Origin of the sequence: Ruegeria haliotis (assembly GCF_013377785.1) — a bacterium.
GTDB lineage: Bacteria > Pseudomonadota > Alphaproteobacteria > Rhodobacterales > Rhodobacteraceae > Ruegeria > Ruegeria haliotis.
In genome coordinates this window covers 450,023-473,562 of sequence record NZ_JABXWT010000001.1, presented here as the reverse complement: position 1 = coordinate 473,562, position 23,540 = coordinate 450,023, and the positions used below count along the sequence as shown (strand labels likewise).

The 23,540-nt window shown below is 57.7% G+C and carries 20 protein-coding genes; 6 read left to right on the top strand and 14 right to left on the bottom strand.

Annotated features, from left to right (window positions below; translation table 11 throughout):
- Window positions 1-4: 4 nt before the first annotated feature.
- From HW561_RS02355 to HW561_RS02335, 5 genes are read right to left on the bottom strand one after another with little or no spacing between them, the layout of a single operon-like run.
- Window positions 5-1,168: a M20 aminoacylase family protein gene (locus HW561_RS02355; RefSeq protein WP_176861613.1), complete on the bottom strand. Its 1,164-nt coding sequence runs from the start codon at window positions 1,166-1,168 to the stop codon at window positions 5-7.
- A gap of 22 nt (window positions 1,169-1,190) precedes the next feature.
- Entirely contained in the window at window positions 1,191-2,354 is a 1,164-nt protein-coding gene (locus tag HW561_RS02350; protein ID WP_176861612.1) for a M20 aminoacylase family protein, read from the bottom strand.
- Between the two features lie 15 nt (window positions 2,355-2,369).
- Window positions 2,370-3,536: a M20 aminoacylase family protein gene (locus HW561_RS02345; RefSeq protein WP_176861611.1), complete on the bottom strand. Its 1,167-nt coding sequence runs from the start codon at window positions 3,534-3,536 to the stop codon at window positions 2,370-2,372.
- A gap of 43 nt (window positions 3,537-3,579) precedes the next feature.
- Complete coding sequence (gene argE / locus HW561_RS02340; protein ID WP_176861610.1) at window positions 3,580-4,746, bottom strand: acetylornithine deacetylase; 1,167 nt, start codon at window positions 4,744-4,746, stop codon at window positions 3,580-3,582.
- Between the two features lie 5 nt (window positions 4,747-4,751).
- Window positions 4,752-6,572: an ABC transporter ATP-binding protein gene (locus tag HW561_RS02335; protein WP_176861609.1), complete on the bottom strand. Its 1,821-nt coding sequence runs from the start codon at window positions 6,570-6,572 to the stop codon at window positions 4,752-4,754.
- 285 nt (window positions 6,573-6,857) lie between these two features.
- Here HW561_RS02335 and HW561_RS02330 point away from each other — a divergent pair, with 285 nt between their 5' ends.
- The 3 genes from HW561_RS02330 (at window position 6,858) to HW561_RS02320 (ending at window position 10,638) form a co-directional block, all read left to right on the top strand.
- On the top strand, window positions 6,858-8,564 hold the full coding sequence (locus tag HW561_RS02330; protein ID WP_176861608.1) for a peptide ABC transporter substrate-binding protein: 1,707 nt from the start codon (window positions 6,858-6,860) through the stop codon (window positions 8,562-8,564).
- Window positions 8,565-8,657: 93 nt separating this feature from the next.
- Window positions 8,658-9,665, top strand: a complete 1,008-nt coding sequence (locus HW561_RS02325; protein WP_176861607.1) for an ABC transporter permease — start codon at window positions 8,658-8,660, stop codon at window positions 9,663-9,665.
- Entirely contained in the window at window positions 9,658-10,638 is a 981-nt protein-coding gene (locus HW561_RS02320; protein ID WP_176861606.1) for an ABC transporter permease, read from the top strand. Before HW561_RS02325 ends, HW561_RS02320 begins: the two co-directional genes overlap by 8 nt.
- Before the next feature lie 7 nt (window positions 10,639-10,645).
- Here HW561_RS02320 and HW561_RS02315 read toward each other — a convergent pair whose 3' ends face one another.
- From HW561_RS02315 to HW561_RS02290, 6 genes are all read right to left on the bottom strand, one after another.
- Entirely contained in the window at window positions 10,646-11,806 is a 1,161-nt protein-coding gene (locus tag HW561_RS02315) for an MFS transporter (protein ID WP_328803229.1), read from the bottom strand.
- Between the two features lie 49 nt (window positions 11,807-11,855).
- Window positions 11,856-13,130, bottom strand: coding sequence for a DUF3422 family protein (locus HW561_RS02310; RefSeq protein WP_176861605.1), 1,275 nt, complete (start codon window positions 13,128-13,130; stop codon window positions 11,856-11,858).
- A 107-nt stretch (window positions 13,131-13,237) separates the two neighbouring features.
- Window positions 13,238-13,594 carry a VOC family protein gene (locus HW561_RS02305; protein WP_176861604.1) on the bottom strand — a complete coding sequence of 119 codons (357 nt, stop codon included), beginning with the start codon at window positions 13,592-13,594 and terminating at the stop codon, window positions 13,238-13,240.
- 99 nt (window positions 13,595-13,693) lie between these two features.
- A complete protein-coding gene (locus tag HW561_RS02300) occupies window positions 13,694-15,148 on the bottom strand; it encodes an NAD(P)(+) transhydrogenase (Re/Si-specific) subunit beta (RefSeq protein ID WP_176861603.1) in 1,455 nt (484 codons plus the stop codon).
- Between the two features lie 13 nt (window positions 15,149-15,161).
- Window positions 15,162-16,733, bottom strand: coding sequence for a Re/Si-specific NAD(P)(+) transhydrogenase subunit alpha (locus HW561_RS02295; RefSeq protein WP_176861602.1), 1,572 nt, complete (start codon window positions 16,731-16,733; stop codon window positions 15,162-15,164).
- Window positions 16,734-16,862: 129 nt separating this feature from the next.
- The gene (locus HW561_RS02290; protein ID WP_176861601.1) at window positions 16,863-17,312 is read right to left on the bottom strand and encodes a methyltransferase family protein; all 450 of its coding nucleotides are present in this window, start codon (window positions 17,310-17,312) and stop codon (window positions 16,863-16,865) included.
- Between the two features lie 172 nt (window positions 17,313-17,484).
- Here HW561_RS02290 and kynU point away from each other — a divergent pair, with 172 nt between their 5' ends.
- Window positions 17,485-18,678 (top strand): kynureninase, encoded by a 1,194-nt coding sequence (gene kynU / locus HW561_RS02285; protein WP_176861600.1) that lies wholly within the window; start codon window positions 17,485-17,487, stop codon window positions 18,676-18,678.
- Here the strand turns inward: kynU and HW561_RS02280 are convergent.
- Window positions 18,671-19,249 carry a TetR/AcrR family transcriptional regulator gene (locus HW561_RS02280; RefSeq protein ID WP_176861599.1) on the bottom strand — a complete coding sequence of 193 codons (579 nt, stop codon included), beginning with the start codon at window positions 19,247-19,249 and terminating at the stop codon, window positions 18,671-18,673. The two genes, kynU and HW561_RS02280, sit on opposite strands and share 8 nt — an antisense overlap.
- A 99-nt stretch (window positions 19,250-19,348) precedes the next feature.
- Here HW561_RS02280 and HW561_RS02275 point away from each other — a divergent pair, with 99 nt between their 5' ends.
- Window positions 19,349-19,813: a (2Fe-2S)-binding protein gene (locus tag HW561_RS02275; RefSeq protein ID WP_176861598.1), complete on the top strand. Its 465-nt coding sequence runs from the start codon at window positions 19,349-19,351 to the stop codon at window positions 19,811-19,813.
- Between the two features lie 3 nt (window positions 19,814-19,816).
- Window positions 19,817-22,057 (top strand): xanthine dehydrogenase family protein molybdopterin-binding subunit, encoded by a 2,241-nt coding sequence (locus HW561_RS02270; RefSeq protein ID WP_176861597.1) that lies wholly within the window; start codon window positions 19,817-19,819, stop codon window positions 22,055-22,057.
- A gap of 47 nt (window positions 22,058-22,104) precedes the next feature.
- Here HW561_RS02270 and HW561_RS02265 read toward each other — a convergent pair whose 3' ends face one another.
- Together HW561_RS02265 and HW561_RS02260 are read right to left on the bottom strand one after the other, a co-directional pair.
- On the bottom strand, window positions 22,105-22,884 hold the full coding sequence (locus tag HW561_RS02265; RefSeq protein WP_176861596.1) for a gamma-glutamyl-gamma-aminobutyrate hydrolase family protein: 780 nt from the start codon (window positions 22,882-22,884) through the stop codon (window positions 22,105-22,107).
- Window positions 22,885-23,104: 220 nt separating this feature from the next.
- Entirely contained in the window at window positions 23,105-23,530 is a 426-nt protein-coding gene (locus HW561_RS02260) for a GlcG/HbpS family heme-binding protein (protein ID WP_176861595.1), read from the bottom strand.
- Window positions 23,531-23,540 lie beyond the last annotated feature (10 nt).

Sequence of the window (23,540 nt, the reverse complement as noted above, 5' to 3'; positions counted from 1 at the left end):
ATGATCACGCAGCAGGCATGCGCTGTTCGACTATTTCGGCCCACCAGCTGCATCCGGCTGGAATAGCCTCGTCGTTGAAGTTGTATTCCGGGTGGTGCACCATTGCAGTGTCACCATTGCCAACCAGAATATAGGCGCCCGGGCGTTCTTCGAGCATGAAGGCAAAATCTTCCCCGCCCATGACCAATGGCGCCTCGTCACAGGCCCCTGAAACCGAACGGGCGACCTCTGCGGCAAAGTCTGTTTGCTCGTCACTGTTCACCATCACCGGATAGCCGCGGATATAGGTGACATCGGCAGTGCCCCCGAATGTGGCGGCGACACCGTTGCAGATTTCATTGATCCGCTTTTCAGCCAGATCGCGCATCTCTGTGCTCATGGTGCGCACGGTGCCTTTGATCTGTACGCTCTGCGGAATGACGTTGAACGCCTTCGACGAGGTCTCAAACGACGTCACCGATACAACAACTTGGTCGATCGGGTCGGCATTGCGCGAGGCAATGGTCTGCAACGCCAATACCGCCTGAGCCGTCAAAACCGTCGTATCCACGGTTTCATGCGGTTTGGCGGCGTGGCCACCGCGACCCTCAAACGTGATATCGAACTGATCGGTCGCCGCAAAGAACGAGCCGGGGCGGATAGCAAAATTGCCCACCGGCTGGCCCGGCCAGTTGTGCATGCCGTAGACCTCTTGAATGTTCCAGCGGCCCATCATGCCGTCTTCACACATCTCGCGACCACCGCCGCCGCCTTCTTCGGCGGGTTGGAAGATCACCACAGCCGTGCCATCAAAGTTGCGGGTCTCGGACAGGTATTTTGCCGCCCCCAACAACATCGCGGTGTGACCATCATGACCGCAAGCATGCATGGCGCCAGCAGTTTTTGAGGCATAATCCAGCCCCGTTGCCTCATGGATCGGCAAGGCATCCATGTCGGCGCGCAAGCCGATCACCTTTCCGGTGCTGTCGGTCTTGCCTTTGATGACACCGACCACTCCGGTCCGGCCAATGCCTGTGACAACCTCATCACAACCGAATTCCTTCAGCTTCTCTGCGACCAAAGCGCTGGTGCGATGCGTGTCGAACAGAATCTCGGGGTTTTCGTGAATGTCACGTCGCCATGCAGTGATTTCATCCTGCAACTCGGCAAATCGGTTTTTGACTGGCATCTCTTCTCTCTCCTAATTCTGCTCAAGCCGCCGGCATCCGGCGCTCGACCATTTCTGCAAACCATGAGCATCCGATCGGGATGATCTCGTCGTTGAAATTGTATTCCGGGTGATGCAGCCCGGCGCTGTCACCATTGCCCAGTATGATGAAGGCACCCGGTCGCTCTTCGAGCATGAAGGAAAAATCCTCACCGCCCATGACCATCGGTGCCTCGGCACAGCTACCGCCAACGGAAACCGCGACTTCTTCGGCATATCCGGTTTGTTCCTCGGCATTGATCGTAACCGGAACACCGTGGGTATAGGTGACGGTTGCCTTGCCCCCCATCGTCACGGCGACGCCCTCTGCGACCTCCTTCAACCGCTGCTCGATCATCACGCGCATCTCATTCGAATGCGTGCGCACCGTTCCACGCACACTAGCCGATTGCGGGATCACGTTGAACGCTTTCGAGGATGTTTCGACCGAAGTCACCGACAAAACACCCTGCTGGATCGGATCAGAATTGCGTGACACAACGGTCTGCAAGGCAACAACCAACTGGGACAACATCACAGTTGTATCCACGGTGTCATGGGGTTTGGCCGCGTGGCCGCCATGGCCTTCGAGATGAATATCGAACTCATCGGCGGCGGCTAGCAATGGCCCCGAGCGGATCGCGAACTGCCCGGTCGGAAGGCCCGGCACATTGTGCATGGCATAGACTTCCTGAATACCGAACCGATCCATAAGCCCGTCTTTACACATAGCCTCGGCGCCGTTCCCGCCTTCTTCGGCGGGTTGAAAGATCACCACTGCAGTGCCATCGAAATTGCGCGTTTCCGCCAGGTATTTGGCCGTCCCCAAAACCATTGCAGTGTGGCCGTCATGACCGCAAGCATGCATGGCGTTAGGTGTTTCAGAGGCATAGTCCAACCCGGTTTGCTCCTGCATCGGCAACGCGTCCATGTCGCCGCGCAGACCGATCGCGCGGCCCTGAGTGTCCGTCTTGCCCCGGATCACGCCGACCACTCCAGTGCGACCAATGCCGGTAACGACCTCATCACAGCCGAACTCTTTCAGTTTTTCGGCAACCAAAGCGCTGGTGCGATGGGTGTCGTACAGAATTTCAGGGTGCTGATGAATGTCACGCCGCCAACCGGTGATTTCTTCGTGCATCTCTGCGAGGCGGTTCTTTATCGGCATGTCATTCTCCCTATTTTATGCGACGGGCAATCGTCGTTCCACAAGCTCGGCAAACCAGCTGCAGCCGGCGGGAATCGCGTCGTCGTCGAAATTGTATTCCGGGTGGTGGCACATGGCTGTGTCCCCGTTCCCAACAAAGATGTAGGCTCCGGGCCGTTCTTCAAGCATGTAGGCAAAATCTTCTGACGGCATAATGGGGTCGGTGCTGTCGTTTACCTTACCCGCGACTGCCGCGGCCGCTTCAGCTGCATAGCCAGTTTCAGCCTCGGAATTCACGGTAACCGGATATCCCGGAGTCCAGATCATCTGCGCCGTGGCCCCAAAGGCCGAGGCGGTGTCCTCGGCGATCCTGCGCACGCGCTCCTCTGCGATTGTGCGGTACTCGGGGTCCAGGGTTCGGACGGTGCCTTGAAGACGCGCAGTGTGCGCAATCACGTTCGACGCAACGCTGTCGGTTTCAAAAGTCCCCACCGTCAGCACCACACGCTTGATCGGATCGACAGTGCGCGACACAACAGATTGCAAAGCAACAACAATATGCGATGCCACCAGCGTTGTATCGACCGCATCGTGCGGCGCGGCTGCGTGGCCGCCCTTGCCAGTCACGACGATCTCGAATTCATCGGATGAGGCCAGCAGGGCACCGGGCCTTATGGCGAATTCGCCGACCGGCATTCCGGGCATGTTGTGCATGCCATAGATTTCCTGAATGCCCCAGCGATCCATCATGCCGTCCTGACACATGGCCAGACCACCGGCACCGCCCTCTTCAGCAGGCTGAAAGATCAGCACGACAGTGCCGTCGAAATTCCGCGTCTCTGCCAGATACTGCGCGGCCCCCAGCAACATCGAGGTATGCCCGTCATGCCCACAAGCATGCATCTTGCCGGCCACGGTCGAGGCATAGTCCAGCCCCGTCGCTTCTTCGATCGGCAGTGCGTCCATATCAGCACGCAAACCAATCACGCGACCCTGAGTGTCCTCGCGCCCTTTGATGACAGCGACGACGCCTGTTTTGCCGATCCCCGGAGTGATTTCATCGGCGCCGATTTCTTTCAGGCGTTCGACGACAAAAGCAGCGGTTTCGTGCACGTCATACATCAGTTCCGGATGCGCGTGCAGATGGCGACGCCACTTGGTGATCTCACCGTGCATTTCAGCAAATCTGTTCTTGACGGGCATAGTAAGACTTCCTTGTAAGTCGCTGGCAAAATTCTGAAACAGGCTAATCGGACAGCTTTTGAACCAAGCGCGCCATGAACACATGACCCGCTTCAAATTGCGCAACTGAAATGAATTCGTTCGGCTGGTGCGCCTGCGCGATATCGCCGGGCCCGCAGATCACGGCGGAATAGCCTGCCTCCTGGAATTGCCCGGCCTCGGTGCCGTAGCTGACAACATGATTGGCATTGTCGCCTGTCAAGGCGCGGACCAGCGTCTCGGCTTCGCCGTCCTGTTCCGGCACCAAGGCAGGAACTGCGAAAGTCTCGGAAATCTCGATGCGTGCCTCCGGATGGACCGCTTGCATCTGCGCCTCGGCCTGACGGGTTTGTTGCAGGTAGGCATCGCGCCATTGGCCTGCCTCTTCACCCGGTACGACACGGAAATCCATCATGAATCGGCAATCCTTGGCCGTGATGTTGTGGGCTGTCCCACCCTGTATCATCCCCACATGGCATGTGGTCCATGGTGGATCAAATACTGCGGCGATGTCGCTCGGCTCTGCCGCCATGTTTTCGACGTTTCGCGTGTTCGCCCAGTCGATCAACGGGGCGGCCGCCATAATGGCATTTACGCCTGTGTGCATGATTGAACTGTGGACCTCGAACCCGACAATATGCGTGGCATATCCAAAGCCGCCCTTGTGGCCGGTCACGGCCTGCATCATCGATGGTTCACCCACGATCACCGCTGACCCTTTAGGCAACACATCTTGCATGGCCACAATCATCGGTGGGGCACCAGTGCACCCGATCTCTTCGTCAAAACTCAGCGCCAGCTGTAGCGGGCGTTTGACATTAGCATATCGCGCCTCGACCAATGCCCAGATGGCAAGCGCATCGAAACCCTTCATGTCGCACGTGCCGCGCCCGAAGTATTTACCATCCCGTTCTGTAACGGTGAACGGATCGGTATCCCACGGCTGCCCATCCACAGGCACCACATCGGTATGACCGGACAGAACCACCGCCCCCTCCTCGGCAGGACCGACATGGGCGAAAAGGGCCGCCTTGTGCGGCTGGTCCGGATCGGGCCACCGATGGGATTCGATTCCATGGCCGCGCAGGTAACCCTCGACCCAGCTGACCAAAGGCAGATTGCTATCGCGGCTCACCGTCGGGAATGAAATCAGCTTGGTCATGATCTCAAGCGGCGTCAGACGTTGCGACATGGGCCTCAATATCCGCTGTCAGTGGTCAGGATGAAATGCCCCGGCTCAACTTCGCGGTACTCCGAAGGTTCGGGCGTATACCCGATGGGGTGGATCGGAGACGGGATTGGTTTGAAGTTCAGATCCTTTTCCGACTTGCGCTTGTTCGGGTCCGCAATGGGTACGGCCTTCATCAACGCCTGCGTGTACGGGTGCTGCGGATTCTCGAATACCCGCGCACGTGGTCCCAGCTCGACGATCCGGCCCAGATACATGACACCAACGTGGTGGCTGACACGTTCGACCACGGCCATATCGTGACTGATGAACAGGTACGACAGACCCAATTCCGATTGCAGCTCCATCATCAGATTCAGAACCTGCGCCTGCACCGACACGTCTAGGGCCGAAACGGCCTCATCCGCGATGATCAGCTTGGGATTCAACGCCAAGGCACGGGCAATGGCGATGCGCTGGCGCTGACCGCCTGACATTTCGTGCGGGAACCGTCGCATGAAACTGCGGGGCAGCTGCACCTTGTCAAACAGTTGCGCCACCCTGTCCTGCAGTTCCGATCCCGAGGCCACGTCGTAGTTGCGCATCGGCTCGGCGACCTGATCGATCAGCTGCATTTGTGGATTGAGCGATGCAAACGGATCTTGAAAGATCATCTGCATATCGAGCCGCGCCCTACGTAGCCCGTTCTGATCCAGCTTCATGATATCAACGCCGTCCAGATCGACCTCACCCGACAAGGGTTCGATCAGGCGCAGGATGGACCGGCCCGCCGAAGATTTGCCGCACCCGGATTCGCCGACCAGGCTGAGGGTCTGCCCCTTGTTCAGCCTGAACGACACATCCTCAACCGCGTGCACGTTCGAAATGGTGCGGCGCAGCAGCCCGCCTTTGACCGGGAAACGTGTAGTCAGGTTTTTGACGGTCAGCAAGACCTCGTCGGTGCCTGGAATAGGCGCAATGTTCTGGCCTTCGACGCCCAACAGTTTCATCGGTTCAGGCGCTGATTTGCCCTGCATCTCACCCAGTTTCGGCACGGCCGCCAGCAAAGATTTGGTATAGTCGTGCTGCGGGTTTTCGAAGATTTCGGTGACAGGCCCTTCTTCAACCTTGTTGCCGCGGAACATGACGACAACGCGGTCCGCCATCTGCGCCACAACCGCCATGTCATGGGTGATAAACATCACCGCCGTACCGGTTTCCCGCTTGAGGCGGTCCATCAACGCCAGAATTTCGGCCTGAATGGTCACGTCCAGCGCCGTTGTCGGCTCATCCGCAATCAGCAGGCGCGGCTCACAAGCCATGGCCATCGCGATCACCACGCGCTGGCGCATACCGCCGGACAATTCATGGGGATATTGTTTGAGACGTCTTTCAGGCTCGGGGATGCGCACCTGATGCAGCAGTTCCAGCGCGCGTTCCTCGGCTTCGGATTTCGACATGTTCTTGTGGATGCGCAGGCCTTCGGTCAACTGACGCTCCACGGTGAAAACCGGGTTCAGGGCGGTCATCGGCTCCTGAAAGATCATGCCGATCTCATTGCCGCGAATCTGTTTCATCAGATCCTGATCGGCTTTGGACAGGTCCATCTCAGCGCCGTCGCGCCGATCGAACAACAACTCTCCGCCCGCGATTTCGCCGCCGCCGAATTCGACCAGCCGCATCAATGACAACGACGACACCGATTTGCCAGACCCGGATTCACCAACGATACAAACGGTTTCGCCCGGATTCACTTCGAACGAAACGTCCTCGACCCCGACCACCGGGCCGTCCTTGGTTTGAAACTCGACCCGAAGTTTTTTTATCTGTGCAATAGGTTGGTCCAGCACGCACACGCTCCCCTTGGCAGGTTTTTTTGTTCGAATGCCCGACGCTAAGTCGGCAACACAGGAAAAGTCAAACCCGTTGCCATTTTTCCCGACGGCAACACTTGCATTTTTCCAAAGTTCTGTTTCGATACCCCGCGTAACCGTATTGGGGAGAATACGGCATTTATTAAGTGTCACCTGATTTTGCGATCCAGAATCAGCACTTTACCCCCGACCACGGCAACGCCTAATCCGCAGGCCTTGCGGAAAAATCGAGACACGCAAGTGTCCAACATGGAGTGTATGATGAAAATCAAAGCCCTTTTGCTTGGTGCGATCGCAAGCACGGCGATGGCCCCGATGGCCTTTGCCGAGCGCGGGTCGGACGGCAATGTCAGCATTATCTATTGGCAGGCCCCGTCGATCATGAACCCGTTCCTGTCCGGTGGCACCAAGGATGTAGAAGCGGCCTCACTGGTGATCGAGCCTCTGGCCCGCTATGACCAAGACGGCAACATGGTGCCCTTCCTTGCATCCGAAATCCCGACTGTTGAAAATGGCGGCGTCAGCGAAGACCTGACCTCGATCACATGGAAGATCACGCCGGGAATCACCTGGTCGGACGGCACCCCCTTCACATCGGCAGATGTGAAATTCACCGCTGATTACTGCATGGACCCTGATGGCGGCTGTGCACAGGTGACCAAGTTCGAAGGTGTTACTTCGGTCGAGGCCGTGGATGACCTGACCGTCAAAGTCACGTTCGACGCGGCGACACCATTCCCCTATGGCCCGTTTGTCGGCGGTGAAAGCCCGATCATTCAAGCCGCGCAGTTCGCCAATTGCATGGGCGCCAAGGCACCCGAATGCACCACAGAGAACTTCAACCCGATCGGTACCGGCCCCTTTGTGGTCACCGAGTTCAAGCCGAATGACGTGATTACCCTGAAGGCCAACGATAATTATCGTGATCCGGCCAAACCGGCCTTTGCATCGGTGACCTTCAAAGGTGGCGGCGACGCAACTGCCGCTGGTCGCGCAGTCATGGAAACAGGCGAGTTCGACTATGCGTGGAACCTGCAACTGGCGCCCGAAGTGATCGCGCAGATGCAGGAAGGCGGCAAAGGCGTTCCGGTGGCTGGCTTCGGCCCGCTGGTCGAACGCATCATGCTGAACCAGACCAACCCGTCGCCTGATCTGCCGGAAGGCGAGCGTGCGACCGCTGCACATCCGCACCCATTCCTTCAGGATCCTGCGGTTTACAAGGCAATGTCGATGGCAATCGACCGGCCGCTGTTGGTTGAGATTGGCTACGGCCAAGCCGGCAAGGTCACGTGTAACTGGGTTCCGGCCCCGGCTGCTTTCAACTCGACCTCGATGACCTGCGACACGCAGGATATCGAAGGCGCCAACAAAATGCTGGATGACGCGGGCATCGTCGATACCGATGGCGATGGCGTGCGTGAAAAAGATGGCGTGCCGCTGAAGATCGTCTATCAAACCTCGACCAACGCGGTCCGCCAGGACTTTCAGGCGCTGATCAAGGAATGGTGGAGCCAGATCGGCATCCAGTCCGAGCTGCGCAACATCAACGCATCGGTCTTCTTCGGTGGTGACCCGGGTTCGCCCGATACCTTCCAGAAGTTCTATGCTGACGTTGAAATGTACGCCAACACCTTCAATGGCACCGACCCGCAGTCCTATCTGGGCAACGGCCTGTGCGACAAGGCTCCGCGTCCAGATTCGCAGTGGCAGGGTGAGAACATCAGCCGCTTCTGCAACGAAGAGTTCGACAAGCTGCACGGTCAGTTGGCCGAAACCGCTGGTCTGGAAGATCGTGCCGAGATCGCCAAGAAGCTGAACGATATCATCGTTCAGAATGGCGGCATGATCCCGCTGGTCCACCGTGGCCGCCTGTCGGCACATTCGAACACGCTGGGTGGCGTTGTTCTGAACGTGTGGGACAGCGAACTGTGGAATGCTGCTGACTGGTACCGCAAAACCGGTTCCTAAGCGTCACGCTTGCAAAGCTGCGCCCTGATCTTTATCGGGGCGCGGTCTTTCGCATATCCACCAACAAGAAGACGCATATAAAGGCGCCTCTTAATGCTCAACTTCACCATAAGACGACTGATACTGGCCGTTCCGACGCTCTTGTTCATCAGCCTCGTCATTTTCCTGCTGCTCGAGCTTGCCCCAGGCGACCCGATGGCACAGGTTCCGCTTACCGTTCCCCCTGAAGTCAAAGAGAAGATGCGCGAGGCGCTTGGCCTCGGTCAGCCGATGCATATCCGGTTCTGGAAATGGATTGTGCAATTCTTCTGGATCGAACCGCAGGTTCTGGTCGATTCGATGTTCGGCACCACCTTCTCCGAAGGTGACCTGCGCGTGATTTCATGGCAGACCCGCTCGCCCGTCATGGACATCGTGGTTCAGCGTATCCCGCAAACCCTGTGGGTCGTCGGCACTGCCTATGTGGTTGCCATCCTGATCGCCATTCCCATCGGCATCTATTCCGCCTATCGCCAGTATTCCTGGTTCGACCAGATGGGGACATTCGTTTCCATGGTCGGATTTTCGGTCCCGCCGTTCTTTTCCGGCGTTCTGGTGATCGTGATCTTTTCGGTGCAACTGGGTTGGTTCCCGTCGATCTATGACACCACCCTCGTGGTGAACAGTTGGGACAGCTTCGTCGTACAACTGAAACAGATGATCATGCCGGTCATGGTGCTGGCGTTGCAGATCACCGCGCAGCTTAGCCGGTTCATGCGCGCATCGATGCTGGACAACCTCAATCAGGACTATGTGCGCACAGCACGCGCCAAGGGTCTGAGCGAATACACGGTCGTCATGGTCCATGTCCTGCGCAATTCGATGATTCCCGTTGTCACCGTGATTGCTCTGGGTATTCCGGCGATCTTTGGCGGCGCGATCATCACCGAACAGGTGTTCAAGGTAAATGGCATCGGCCAGTTGCTGATCGGTGCCATTCAGGCCAATGACCTTCCGATGGTGCAAACCCTGACCTTCATCTTTGCCGTGCTGATCGTGGTGTTCAATCTGATCGCTGACGTTCTTTATGGCATTCTGGACCCGAGGATCCGCTATGACTAATAAGGATCGCACCGATACGCTGGTCCCCGACGAAGGGCTTGCCCCGGCATCGACAGCGCTGCCTACAGCTGACGTGTTGGAAGAACTTGCCACTCCGCCACGCAGCCAATGGCGCGATGTCTGGGACCAGTTCAAGACGCACAAAGGTGCCATGCTGGGGGCGGTGCTGTTCATCTTCATCGTCGTCGCCGTATATCTCGGGCCGTACTTGTGGACCATCGATCCAACCCAGATCGATATCCGGTCGCGCAATCAGGGGCCAAACTGGGGGCACCCCTTTGGCACCGATCAACTGGGGCGCGATATCATGGCCCGAATGATGGCTGGTGGTCAGACTTCGGTTTCGGTGGGCATCACAGCGATGTTGCTGGCTTTGTTCCTAGGGTCGTTTGTTGGCGTACTGGCCGGGTTCTTCAGACGGCTGGACGGTCCACTGATGCGCCTGACCGACCTGTTTCTGGCCCTGCCCCTGCTGCCCTTGCTGTTGGTGATGATGCTGCTGTTCCGCGAGCCGCTATCGGCTGCCTTCGGATTGGAGCGTGGAATCTTCATTCTGATCGTCTGCGCCATCGGGATAACGTCGTGGATGCCTACTGCAAGAATCGTGCGCGGCGACGTCTTGGCAATCAAAGAGCGTGAGTTTGTTCTGGCGGCACGCTCAATCGGCACCAGCAACTCCAAGATCATCACGCGACATATCCTGCCTAACGTGCTGTCGCCGATCATGGTCTCGGCCACTCTGGGCATTGCCACGGCAATCATTACGGAAAGCGCATTGTCTTTCCTGGGCCTCGGGTTTCCACCGGATTTCCCCACATGGGGGCGGTTGCTGTTCGATGGCGTCGATTATCTGCAACAATACCCCGAGCGCGTCTTCTGGCCCGGCCTGGCCATTTCGTTGACGGTTCTAAGCGTCAACTATCTGGGCGATGGCCTACGTGACGCACTGGATCCGCGCATTCGCGGGCGTTGATACAAACTCAGCCGGCGCGCCTCAGCGCGCCGGCACACACAACGATCAACAAGGCCAGCGGTAGCAGAACCGCAAAGGCCATCCGCAACGACAAGAGCTCGGCCAGAAAACCGATCAATGGCGGACCGATCAACAAACCCCCATATCCTAGCGTGGCAACACTGGCGATCGCCTGTCCGGGTGGCACATCTGGATCATTTGCAGCGCGACTGAAAGCCAACGGCATGATCACTGCGTAACCGACGCCCATTAGAGTGAATCCTACGAGAGCCAGCGAAGCGTAACCGGAACAAACAACGCAAAACACGCCTGTGGCCGCACTGAAGCCCCCAATGCGAGCCGATGCGACAGACCCAAACCGGGTAATGACCAATCCTGCTGCCAACCTGCAAACCACCATCGCGACCGAGAACACGGCATAGCCCAAGGCCGCCACGCTTTCAGCTGCACCAGTAACGTCGCGCAGAAATATCGCGCTCCAATCTGCAACGGCTCCTTCACCCAACGCCCCGCAAAGTGCCGTGAAGCCCACAAGGACCAACGCGCCAGAGGGCAATGCAAAAACTGAGCTTTGCGCCAATACCGATCGTCTCGACGACCAGGGCACCCAAGACGCAATCAGAGCAAAGGCGACCACAGCACCGCCCACCAGAAGAAAATGCGGCAAGACCGTCAGACCAAATTGAACCGCCACAAAGCCACTAACAGCGCCGAGCCCTGCCCCCAAACTCCACATCGCATGAAAAGAAGACATAAGTGGTTTTTCATAGGTTTGTTCGACCTCGGCTGCCCAAGCGTTCATCGCCACATCCATCGACCCGTGGAACGCGCCGAATATGAACAGAGAAGCAGCCAGTGCCGCGAAGCTGCCCGCAAAGGCCAGTAGAGCCAAGGAAAACGTATAGAAAACCGCAATAACCCGCGTAAGGGCCACTGCGCCGAACCTATCGGACAAACGGCCGGTGACAGGAAAAGAACAGACTGCACCTGCGGCCATGAACAGCAAACCATAGCCCAGTTCCCTATGGCCGAGATGCAGATGATCGCGAATAGCCGGAATTCTGGACGCCCAGATGCCGAACAAAGCGCCGTTCAGGATGAACATCGCAGTCACAGCCCGCCACGCAGATACAACACCGATCACCGGGAACCTCAGTTCGTTCGTCACCAAAGACCATCACTCCTACAAAAGCCCGACCCCGTGACAAGCGTTCTTTTCAGAGCCGTCTGCGTATCGTTCGTATCGCAAACCAAACCATCACAACAACCGGAATGGTGACCGCTGATGTCAGCATGCCTTTGCTGATCCCCGCCTGTGTCAGCGGATAGAGCAGGTAACTTGCCAGCGACACAGCGTAATAGCTGATCGCCACGACGGATAATCCTTCGACCGTATGCTGCAACCTCAAGGCAAGGTCGGCCCGGCGATCCATGCTTTCCAACAGGGCCTGGTTCTGGGCACTGCGTTCCACATCCACACGCGTTCGCAGCAGGTCTCCGGCACGGATTGCCCGGTCAGACAAAGTCCGCAGGCGCTCTTCGGTTGACTTGACGGTTCGAATGGCCGGATCGTACCGCCGCATCATGAAATCGGCAAAGCTCTGTCGACCCCAAAAGCGTTCTTCGCGCAGAACCTCAATCCGCTGGTTGACGATTTTCTCATAGGCACCCGTAGCGCCAAATCTGAACGCGCATCGGGCTGACAGGGTTTCCAACTCGGTCGAGGTCGTCAGCAGTTGAGGCAGCAGATCATCGGGATGGGTACTGTCGTCAGTCATTTCAACCATCAACTCGGTCAGCTTTTGGTCCAACGTGCCGATTTGCGGCATCAGACCTTTCACCCGGGCAAAGCCAAGCATGGACATCGCCTTGTAGGTCTCGATTTCACACAGTCGCTGAATGATACGACCGGTCCGTCTACGACCGGTCCCTTCGGTGACAAACAATGCGAACCGCATGTGCCCAGCGGGATCGATGCGAAAATCGCTGGCACAGATTGCTGCATCATCCAGCACACATGAGACAGCCAGACTTTCGGGATCAAACCAATCGCCCAGGGACGTTGTAACCTGGGTGTCATCCGGCCGCGGAACAACGCGCAACAGGACCGACGTCACCCTTTGCCCCGGACTGGACATCAGCCAATCAGGCGGGAACACTTCGAAATCGGCAGGGTTGAAAGCACGCTCACTCACATTTTGCGTAATTGCGGTGTACGTCACAAACTCGGTGTGTTGCTCCCACTTGAGCCAGTGACGCCCAATCTGGCCCGCGTAATGCGTGGCACCGGGCTGCGGATGTGGTGCGCCATGGCGGTCCAACAAATCGGTCAGGTGTGCGATGTCTTGGTTTCGGTCCCGGCCGACTGCCTCTGTCGGCTTTTTAATAGCCAGAAAGACAACCGTGCACGGCACCTGAGCAATCGGAAAGGGCCGTGCGTGCAGTTCGTTGGCAAGCGCGTAGCGCAGCGGGTGATCATCGATCGGCGTCATTCTTCGCTCCGTAGGGTCCGGCGCACTATACGTTACGCGAAGAATACATCAATTCTCTTTTTATTTCATATACTTACGTGGATACAACGGTATACATATCCGCTATCTCATTGATTTGGCTGCCACAGTTCAATTGGATTGCCTTCGGGGTCGTGAATACGGGCGAACTTTCCGATTTCACTGTCCCACTCCGCACGTGTTTCGACCTCGATTCCCGCGCCTTCCAGCTGAGCAATCATCGCAGCCAAGTCATCAACCCGGAAATTGATCATCCACTGTTGAGTTGCATTACCAAAATAATCCGTATCCTGTGCAAATGGCGCGAAGACAGAGTATCCTTCGCGCTGCTTCCAAGGGACCGGCCCGACCGGATCAACCCCCAGGTGCTTTTCGTACCAAAACGACAGGGCCTCGGGGTCACGAGCGCGAAAGAATACGCCGCCAATGCCATTCACTTTCTCCATGGGACACCTCCTGTACCTTCAGAGTACAGCACCAACAGGCAGTCCCAAAAAGAAAAGGCGCCCGCTTGGGACGCCTTTTGCTGAGGTATGTGGCCGGGATCAGTCGATCATCGGCAGCAGCTTGTCCAACGACTGTTTGGCATCGCCATAGAACATGCGAGTGTTCTCCTTGAAGAACAGCGGGTTTTCGATGCCCGAATACCCGGTGCCCTGACCACGTTTGGATACGAACACCTGCTTGGCCTTCCAGCATTCCAGAACCGGCATGCCAGCGATGGGGCTGTTGGGATCTTCCTGCGCTGCAGGGTTCACGATATCGTTCGAGCCGATGACGATTGCCACATCCGTATCCGGGAAATCGTCGTTGATCTCATCCATTTCCAGAACGATGTCATAGGGCACTTTCGCCTCGGCCAGCAGCACGTTCATGTGCCCCGGCAGACGGCCCGCCACAGGGTGGATAGCGAAACGGACGTTCTTGCCCTGTGCACGCAGCTTGCGGACTAGTTCACTGACAGATTGCTGCGCCTGCGCCACCGCCATACCATAGCCGGGGATGATGACCACGCTGTCAGCGTCGTTCAGGGCTGCGGCAACACCATCAGCTTCGATCGCAATCTGTTCACCTTCGACCGCCATCTGCTCACCCTGAGGGCCACCAAAGCCACCGAGGATCACACTGACAAAGTGCCGGTTCATCGCCTTGCACATGATGTAGGACAGAATGGCACCCGAAGAGCCGACCAGCGCGCCCACCACGATCAGCAGGTCGTTGCCAAGGCTGAAGCCAATGGCCGCCGCCGCCCAGCCGGAATAGCTGTTCAGCATCGACACAACCACCGGCATATCGGCACCGCCAATACCCATGATCAGGTGATATCCGATAAACAGCGCCGCCAGCGTCATCAGGAACAGCGGGAAAAAGCCGCCCGATGCGGTGTACCAGATCAGGCAGATCAGCGAGATCGCCGCCGCAGTCGCGTTCAGCGCATGGCCACCCGGCAACTTGGTTGCCACAGACGTAACCTTGCCCGCCAGCTTGCCATAAGCCACAACCGAACCGGTGAATGTGATTGCACCGATGAAGATGCCCAGGAACAGTTCTACATGCAGGATGCCAAGTTCCGCCGGGGTCTTCTTGGCAATTAGCTTGGCGAACGCGCCCAGATCTGACAGGTTTGCATCCTTGGCCGAGTCCACGATGGCAAAGACCTGCGCCACGTTCTGGATTTCGAAATGCGCGTTGTAGCCGACGAACACAGCCGCCAGACCGACCAGTGAGTGCATCGCGGCGACAAGTTGCGGCATCTCGGTCATCTGCACGCGTTGCGCCACATATTGACCAATCAGGCCACCGCCAGCGATCAGCAGCAGTGACAGCAACCACAGGCCGGACCCGGGGCCAACCAGCGTGGCAAAGACCGCCAGCGCCATACCGACGATGCCATACCAGACGGCGCGCTTGGCGCTTTCCTGATTCGACAGACCGCCGAGGGACAGGATGAAAAGGACAGCCGCAACGACATAGGCGGCAGTGGTGAAGCCATAATCCATTTGCCCGGCCTCCTTAAGATTTCTGGAACATGGCAAGCATGCGCCGAGTTACGAGGAAGCCGCCGAAGATGTTGATCCCGGCCATGAAGATGGACAGCGCCGCCAGCAGAATAACAAGGAACGATCCCGATCCAATCTGCATGAGCGCCCCAACGATAATGATCGACGAGATCGCGTTGGTGATTGCCATCAGCGGTGTGTGCAAGGAATGAGAGACGTTCCAGATCACCTGGAAACCCACGAAGATGGCCAGCACAAAGACGATGAAGTGCTGCATGAAACTGGCCGGAGCAATCAAGCCGATCAGCAGCATCAGCGCGCCGCCGACCCCCAGCAAGGTAAACTGCTGTTTGGTCTGCGCCTTGAAGGCGGCAACCTCTTGCGCGCGTTTTTCCTCGGCCGTAAGTTCTTTGACCTCGACCTTGGGTTGGGCTGCAATCGCCTGAATTTTGGGCGGTGGTGGCGGGAAGGTAATCTCGCCTTCGTGCGTCACGGTCGAGCCGCGGATCACGTCGTCCTCCATATCATGATTGATCTGACCGTCCTTTTCAGGGGTCAGGTCCGTCATCATGTGGCGAATGTTGGTGGCATACAGAGACGACGACTGCGACGCCATCCGGCTTGGGAAGTCGGTGTAGCCAACAATCGTTACACCATTATCCGTCACGACCTTCTCGTCCGGCACGGTGCCTTCGACATTGCCGCCGCGTTCAGCCGCAAGGTCAATAATGACCGAACCCGGCTTCATAGCCTTGACCATATCCTCCAGCCACAGCTTCGGCGCCGGGCGGTTGGGGATCAGTGCTGTGGTGATGACGATATCCATCTCAGGCGCCAACTCGCGGAATTTGGCCAGCTGCGCATTACGGAACTCTTCAGATTGCACCGAGGCATAGCCGCCGGTCGCCGCGCCATCCTGCTGATCCTCTTCGAAATCCAGGTAGACAAACTCGGCTCCCATGGATTCGACCTGCTCTGCCACTTCCGGGCGCACATCGAACGCATATGTAATCGCACCCAACGAGGTCGACGTACCGATCGCGGCCAGACCGGCAACACCAGCGCCAACGATCAGCACCTTGGCGGGGGGGACCTTACCGGCAGCGGTCACCTGACCAGTAAAGAACCGGCCAAAGTTGTTGCCTGCCTCGATCACAGCACGATAGCCCGCGATGTTGGCCATGGATGACAATGCATCCATTTTTTGCGCACGGGAAATACGTGGCACCATCTCCATGGCGATCACGTTCGCACCCTTGGACTTGGCAAGCTCCATACCGTCTTCGTTCCCAGCCGGGTTGAAGAAGGAAATCAGCGTCTTACCCTTTGTCAGTCGCTTGAGCTCGGTCTCGTTGGGCACCCGGACTTTGGCAACGATATCAGCCGTTTTCCACAAAGACGCTGCCGTCTTGATGATCTCGACACCAACAGCCTTATACGCGTCATCCGAGAAGCCCGCCGCTTGACCGGCCCCTTTTTCGATGGCGCACTCATAGCCCAGCTTCTGCAGTTGCACGGCAGAATCCGGGGTCATGGCGACCCGGTTTTCACCGTCCAGTATTTCCTTTGGTGTGCCTATTTTCACTGGCAGTCCCCCTAATTTTCACTCGAGCCGAGCGGGTGGTCGGTATTGTTTGTTAAGCAAAGATGTATCTTGCGCAACATTATTTCGCAAGCGCAGCATTCGTAACGTGGTGTCATAGTGTGAACCATCCTAGATCCAGCGACGTGTTTTGCGTTCATAGCGGGCAAAGTCAGCGCGGAATGTGCGGCGCAGGCGGTCCTCTTCCGGCAGGATGAACCGGCGTTCCAGAACCCAGACGAATACCGGCACCAACACCAGCGACAATACAGCATCAAACCGCAGTATGAGGCCTGCCAGGATCAGCACATCCCCTGCATAGATAGGATTGCGACTGCGCTTGTAGATACCGGATTGCACCATCGCTGTGGGTGTTTCATGCGGAATGACCGTTGTTTTGTGACGGCGAAACTCGACGATGGCCAAAACAGTCATCAAGATCCCACCTCCTATCAGCACACCGCTCAGAAGACCGGTAATCCCGCCTTGCAGGGAAAGGTCGAAATCCATGAACCGTCCTTGCAGCCAGGCCAGCAAGGAAAAACCTATAAGCCAAACGGGCGGTACATCGATCCGTCGCATACTCGGTCCTTGTGAATGACGACAGCACGGATACATGTCGCTTCTGTACGATGTCCTATCGCTTTCAGGCGGAAATGGCAAAACCCCAGGATGTCGCATCGATAGACAGGCAAGTGAGGATCAGATAGGCCGAAAGCAACCATTGATCCGCAACACAATGTAGTGAGCTCTCATGACCGATTTTGCAGCAACCAAGGCCATGTTCAACCTGCCCGAAGGGGTGTTGTATCTGGACGGCAATTCACTGGGTCCATTGCCCAAATCCGCAGGCGACCGGGTTCAGACCATGATGCGTGACGAATGGGGAGAACTGCTGATCACAGGGTGGAACAAGGCTGGCTGGATGGGGATGCCCACCGGGTTGGGCGACCGGATCGGGCGCCTGATCGGGGCCGAGGCAGGCAGTGTCGTGGTTGGCGACACCCTGTCGATCAAAGTCTATCAGGCGGTTGCCTCTGCATTGGAACTGAATCCTGACCGCAAAGTGGTCTTGTCCGACAACGGTAACTTCCCGTCAGACCTTTATATGGCCGACGGCCTGCTACGTTCGCTTGGCCCCGATTATGAATTGCGCGTCGTCGATCCTAAAACCGTCGCGGATCATATCACTGAAGACATCGCGGTTCTGATGCTGACCGAGGTGGATTACCGCACCGGTCGCATGCACGACATGAAGGCTCTGACTGAACTGGCCCACGCAAATGGCGTGGTAACAGTCTGGGATCTGGCGCATTCCGCAGGCGCAATCCCGGTAGATCTGGCCGGCTGCAACGCCGATTTCGCCGTTGGTTGCACTTATAAATACCTCAACGGAGGACCGGGTGCGCCTGCATTCATCTATGTGGCCCCTCGGTTGGCCGCGAATGTACGCCCTGCCCTGTCCGGTTGGCTTGGTCATGAGTCTCCGTTTGCCTTTGATCTAGATTATCGCCCCGGCACCGGGATCGAACGGATGCGGGTTGGAACGCCACCGGTCATCCAAATGGCCGCCCTATCGTCCGCGATGGATATCTGGGACATGGCCGACATGGCCGACGTTCGCGCCAAATCGATCGGACTGACCGAGCTGTTCATCGACCGGGTCGAGGCAACCTGCCCCGAGCTGAAACTGGCCAGCCCGCGCAACCCCGTACAACGCGGCAGCCAGATTTCATTCCGTTTCGAAGAAGGCTACGCGGCAATGCAGGCCCTGATCGCCCGTGGCGTGATCGGCGATTTCCGTGCACCCGACATCATGCGGTTCGGCTTTACTCCTCTCTACATCGACGAAAAAGATGTGATGCAAGCCGCTGATACTCTGACAAATATCATGAACAACAAGCTATGGGACACGCCCGAATACAAGATCCGTCAGCGCGTCACCTGATCTCCAGCCCAGCGCCGATCAGCGCGGCCAGTTGCGCTGTGTGCTTTTCGAACTCTTCCGCGCCGGACGCGGTCATTTTGATACCCTTGAGTGTGACCGTGATGGTTTTTGCGGTCTCCTCCGGGCTTTCAAACAGCCGGACCCGGCCCGCAGCCTGTTCCCGCGCAAGCCATGCGGCATAAAGGTCCGCCAGCTTCGCCTCGCCCTGTTCGACAATATCGATGGACATGGATTTGGTGGTATCCAGCATCTCTAACCCATGTGGAGACGCCAGAATTGCTGCCATCCCTTCGGTCTGCGCATGAATGGCCCGCGTAACGATCTCTGAGATGGTCCCAGTCCCGTTCAGGGCTTCGGTCACAACAGCGGTCTTTTCTTCATAATGCAGTTCGGTAAGTTTGCGGACGATCGCCTCCTTGTTCTTGTAGTGCAGATAGACAGCCGGACGCGACATCCCGGCCCCGCGCGCGATGTCATCCATCGAGGTCTTGCGGAACCCATACTTTGAAAAAGCCTGGAAGGCCGAGTTCAGGATCGCCTTTTGCCGCGTATCGTCGCTTGTATCTTTCATGCTCGAACCACTGACACTTTTTGTCTATTTTGTCAATTGACACACTGACACTTTTCACCAATTATGTCAGCACCCTGCCACAGCCAAACGAGGTCCGCCATGGCGACCACCCTTAAGATCAACGGAACATCTCATCAGGTAGACTTACCGGACGATGTGCCCCTGCTTTGGGTACTGCGCGATGAGGTCGGTCTGACCGGAACCAAATTCGGCTGCGGCGTGGCCGCTTGCGGGGCCTGCACGGTTCATATCGACGGTGAGGCTGTGCGATCCTGTCAGGTGACCCTGTCCGATGTGTGGGGCGATGTGACCACGATCGAGGGTGTCGGCACGCCGGACACAATGGCATCCATCCAGCAAGCCTGGGTCGATCATCAGGTGGCCCAATGTGGCTACTGCCAATCCGGTCAAATCATGCAGGCTGCTGCCTTGCTGGCAGAAAACCCGACCCCCACGGACATCGAGATTGACGAGGCAATGCAGGGCAATCTGTGCCGCTGCGGCACCTACCCGCGCATCCGCACCGCAATTCACGACGCAGCCGCCAAGCTGAAGGAGGCATAAACGATGGCACGTATTGGTAAAATCCTCCGCCGTACATTCCTGATTGGCTCTGCTGCAATCGTCGGCGGCGTGGCCTTTGGCGCCTATTTCGTCAATCGCCCAGCCCCCAACCCACTGATACCCGGTGAGGGCGAGGCTGCCCTGAACCCGTTTGTTCTGATTGACCAGAACGGCATCACCCTGTTCGCGCCGCGTGCGGAAATGGGTCAGGGCGTGAAAACCACTTGGGCTGCCTTGATCGCCGAAGAACTGGACGTCGACTTGGACCAGGTCACCGTTCTGCATGGCCCGGCTGCGGCGGCTTATTACAACTCGGCCCTGGTTGGTGAAGGGTTGCCCAACAAAGGCTATGACATCACGAATTTCCAGCACAATCTGGGCGAGGCTCTGGGTGTTTTGGGCAAAGTCCTTAGCCTGCAGGTCACAGGCGGTTCAACCTCGATGAAAGACGGTTTCGAACGGATGCGCCACGCCGGTGCATCAGCGCGTGAAACGCTGAAGCGGGCAGCGGCCACCCGACTGGGCGTTGAACCTGCGGACCTGCGGACCGCCTCGGGGTATGTCATTGCGCCCAACGGCGACAAGATCGCCTATACGGATCTGGCTGTGGACGCGGCTGGGCTGGAACCAGTCGAAGTGCCTCTGCGCGATCCGTCCGAGTGGCGCTATCTGGGACAAACCCAGCCGCGTCTGGATATGGTCGAGAAGGCGACCGGCACGGCAGAGTTTGGTGTCGACGTCCGCCTGCCCGGCATGAAATTCGCCAGTGTTCGGATGAACCCAAAGCTGGGCGGCGCAATGAACAGATTTGACGACAGCGCCGCGACATCCATGCCGGGGGTCGAGAAGGTTGTCGATCTGGGTACCGGCGTCGCAGTCATTGCCAATAACACATGGCTGGCCATTCAGGCGGTCGAAGCGATAGACGTGGATTGGGGCGACGCACCCTATCCGCCTGAGACTGACGCGATCTTCGCCAAGATTGCCGAGGCATTTGATGATGCTCCGAACTCGACCATGCGCGATGATGGTGATGTTGGCACACTGATCGAAGGCGCGACTGAAATCACAGCAGAATATCAGGCGCCCTTTCTGGCCCACGCGACATTGGAGCCAATGAACGCGACAGCCCTTTTCACCGGTAATGCGCTGGAATTGTGGTGCGGCAATCAAGCCCCAACCCTGATCCAGTTCCGCGTCGCCAACACTGCCAATCTGGATACTGACGCAGTGCAGATCCACACCACGTATCTGGGCGGTGGTTTTGGCCGCCGGGGCGAGCTGGATTTCGGCGAGATTGCCACCAAGGTTGCCATGGCCATGCCCGGCACCCCTGTTCAGACCACCTGGAGCCGTGAAGAAGACATGCGCCACGACTACTTTCGCCCCGGCGCGATGGCGCGGATGCGGGGCGCAATCCAAGACGGCAAAGCAGTTCTGATTGACGGCAAGGTCGCGGCGCAATCCTGCACACAGCAGGCAGTTCAACGCTATACCGGCCTGCCCCCAGCCGGCCCGGACAAGGTGCTGGTCGAAGGGTTTTTCAACCAACCCTACGCGGTGCCGAATTACCGCATGAGCGGCCACATCGCCGATCTGGCAGTTCCCGTTGGTTTCTGGCGATCTGTCGGCAACAGCCATAACGGCTTCTTCCACGAAACATTCATGGACGAGATGGCCCATGCCGCCGGCCGTGATCCGCTGGAGTTCCGGTTGGAGTTGATGAAGACCGAACATGCGCCCTCAGCCGGTTGCCTCGAAGCCGTGCGCGAGATGTCTGGTTGGACAGGTAAGACACCCGAAGGTGTCGGCCGCGGCGTCGCCTTCACTTACAGTTTCGGTACACCGGTGGCGCAAGTAATCGAGGTGGTGGACGAAGACGGCACCATCCGCGTCAACAAAGCTTGGATCGCCTGTGACATGGGGCTGGCGCTGGACCCGGAAAACGTCAAGGCACAGATGTTCGGCGGCATGATGTACGGGTTGTCGGCCGCTTGCTACGGCGAAATTACCTTCGCTGAGGGCGAAGTCGAACAGACCAATTTCCCCGACTATGACGCAATGCGCATGCACACTGCGCCGCATGTCGAAGTGCGCGTTCTCGAGACCAACCGCCATATGGGTGGCGCAGGGGAACCCGGTACGCCCCCCTCGATGCCCGCACTGGGCAATGCCCTGTTTGATCTGACCGGAGAACGCGCGCGCAGCCTGCCGCTGATCAATCAGTTCAATTTGCTGGTTTGATCACCACGCGCCGGTCCAGTTATTCTCTTGCTGGTCCGGTGCCTAAATTACGCAGATTGCTGGATTAACTGCGTATCCGAACCAGCGGCCCAGCCGCGCACCGCCGCGCCAAATGCTTCGAACAGAGGCCGCGAGACAGGATCATTAATCGCATCCCATTCGGGGTGCCATTGCACCGACAGCGTAAAACCGGGTGCGTCCTTGATATAGATCGCTTCTGGCGTGCCATCCGGCGCATGGCCATCAACCACAACGCGCTGCCCAACGGTTTTGAGACCTTGCCCATGCAATGTGTTCGTCATGACCTCGGACGCCTTAAAAACTTGGTGGAACACGCCTTCGTCAGCCAGTCTCACAACATGGCGCAGGGCGAACTTTTCTTCCAAAGTGCCATCAGGCGGCATGCGGTGGTTCATTCGACCCGGCAAGTCGCGGATTTCCGGGTACAGCGTGCCCCCCATGGCCACGTTGACCTCTTGAAACCCGCGGCAGATGCCCATGAATGGCTGGCCCCGGTCCACACAGGCCCGGACCAGAGGCAGGGTAATCGCATCCCGCGCCCGGTCGAAATCACCATGTGCGTCCGTGGCGGATTCTCCGTATTCCTCGGGGTGCACATTGGGGCGCCCACCGGTCAGCAGAAACCCGTCGCACACGTCCAACAACTCATCCACAGAAACATAGCGCGGATCGGCGGGGATCAGCAGTGGCAGACACCCTGACACATTGGCCACAGCATCCGAATTCATCGTCCCACCCGCATGGGTCGGGTATTGATCGTTCATGATGTAAGAGTTGCCGATAATACCGACGACGGGCCGAGCCATTCCGCTTTCCTTGTTTTTGTATTGCTTAACAAGGAAGCTATCTGCAGCGGGTCAATCGTGCAACAAAACACGCCCTGCGTGATAGCGCAACGACGTGTTCAGTTTCGCACATATTGTTCCAATTGTTACGTAGTTATCGAAACATTATCCCGATCACGGGGTATAGGTCGGGAAATTATTCCAATAATATCTCGGCAACACCGCGAAGCGTTGACACGGATTAAATCTCGCCGGTCAGGCCAGCCGCCTCAATCCCCGCCAGTGCCGCAGCCGCATCGTTGTCCGACGTGTCACCTGTCACACCAACGGCCCCAATCACCGCACCCTTGCGATCGCGCAACAAAACACCGCCCGGAACCGGCACGACCTGCCCACCGTAGGCGCCATTTACAGCCGCCATGAAGTACGCCTGCGCCTCGGCCCGTTGCATCTGCGCCGTGCCCGCCATGCCCAGCATGACCGATCCGTAAGCCTTTCCATGCGCAATCGCAAAACGACCGGGGGCCGCGCCGTCTTCACGTTCAAAGGCGATGACATGACCGCCCGCGTCCAGAACAACGACCGAGAGAGGCTTCAACTCCATCTCATGTCCATTTTCCAGAGTTTTACGGATAATGGTACGTGCCTTGCGCAGTGAAACCGACATTTACGTTTCC

Excerpts from the sequence above, each read along its gene's own strand:
- HW561_RS02290 (WP_176861601.1), bottom strand. The coding sequence starts at position 17,312 with ATGCGACGGATCGATGTACCGCCCGTTTGGCTTATAGGTTTTTCCTTG.
- HW561_RS02320 (WP_176861606.1), top strand. The coding sequence starts at position 9,658 with ATGACTAATAAGGATCGCACCGATACGCTGGTCCCCGACGAAGGGCTT.
- HW561_RS02260 (WP_176861595.1), bottom strand. The coding sequence starts at position 23,530 with ATGTCGGTTTCACTGCGCAAGGCACGTACCATTATCCGTAAAACTCTG.
- HW561_RS02300 (WP_176861603.1), bottom strand. The coding sequence starts at position 15,148 with ATGGATTATGGCTTCACCACTGCCGCCTATGTCGTTGCGGCTGTCCTT.
- HW561_RS02310 (WP_176861605.1), bottom strand. The coding sequence starts at position 13,130 with ATGACGCCGATCGATGATCACCCGCTGCGCTACGCGCTTGCCAACGAA.
- HW561_RS02345 (WP_176861611.1), bottom strand. The coding sequence starts at position 3,536 with ATGCCCGTCAAGAACAGATTTGCTGAAATGCACGGTGAGATCACCAAG.
- HW561_RS02355 (WP_176861613.1), bottom strand. The coding sequence starts at position 1,168 with ATGCCAGTCAAAAACCGATTTGCCGAGTTGCAGGATGAAATCACTGCA.
- HW561_RS02270 (WP_176861597.1), top strand. The coding sequence starts at position 19,817 with ATGGCACGTATTGGTAAAATCCTCCGCCGTACATTCCTGATTGGCTCT.
- HW561_RS02265 (WP_176861596.1), bottom strand. The coding sequence starts at position 22,884 with ATGGCTCGGCCCGTCGTCGGTATTATCGGCAACTCTTACATCATGAAC.
- HW561_RS02275 (WP_176861598.1), top strand. The coding sequence starts at position 19,349 with ATGGCGACCACCCTTAAGATCAACGGAACATCTCATCAGGTAGACTTA.
- HW561_RS02350 (WP_176861612.1), bottom strand. The coding sequence starts at position 2,354 with ATGCCGATAAAGAACCGCCTCGCAGAGATGCACGAAGAAATCACCGGT.
- HW561_RS02330 (WP_176861608.1), top strand. The coding sequence starts at position 6,858 with ATGAAAATCAAAGCCCTTTTGCTTGGTGCGATCGCAAGCACGGCGATG.
- HW561_RS02325 (WP_176861607.1), top strand. The coding sequence starts at position 8,658 with ATGCTCAACTTCACCATAAGACGACTGATACTGGCCGTTCCGACGCTC.
- kynU (WP_176861600.1), top strand. The coding sequence starts at position 17,485 with ATGACCGATTTTGCAGCAACCAAGGCCATGTTCAACCTGCCCGAAGGG.
- HW561_RS02280 (WP_176861599.1), bottom strand. The coding sequence starts at position 19,249 with ATGAAAGATACAAGCGACGATACGCGGCAAAAGGCGATCCTGAACTCG.
- HW561_RS02305 (WP_176861604.1), bottom strand. The coding sequence starts at position 13,594 with ATGGAGAAAGTGAATGGCATTGGCGGCGTATTCTTTCGCGCTCGTGAC.
- argE (WP_176861610.1), bottom strand. The coding sequence starts at position 4,746 with ATGTCGCAACGTCTGACGCCGCTTGAGATCATGACCAAGCTGATTTCA.